The following is a 229-nucleotide window of genomic DNA, read 5'->3' on the forward strand; positions in this document are numbered from 1 at the left end:
GCCTGAAGACTTTGCGGCGATGACTGATGAAGAGAAACATCGGATAGGAGCAGTAGAAGGACGACTTGGAGATGGATTTATTAATGGAGGACAATTAAGTGGGATAGTCAATTCTATTCCTTCTGTCCAGAAACTATTTGAAGACATGGTTGAAGGGGCATTACTAATTTATAAAAGCAAATTGGAAGAGTTTGAGAAAATATCTATGAAGAAGTAGTCATATATCAAG

General features: G+C 37.6%; 1 pseudogene. It reads left to right on the forward strand.

What is annotated here, in order from left to right:
* A pseudogene (locus Q4528_RS16710) lies at positions 1–217 on the forward strand (hypothetical protein); the annotation flags it as partial.
* Positions 218–229 lie beyond the last annotated feature (12 nt).

Source organism: Staphylococcus pasteuri, from assembly GCF_030547725.1.
In the GTDB taxonomy this organism is placed as follows: Bacteria; Bacillota; Bacilli; order Staphylococcales; family Staphylococcaceae; genus Staphylococcus; species Staphylococcus pasteuri.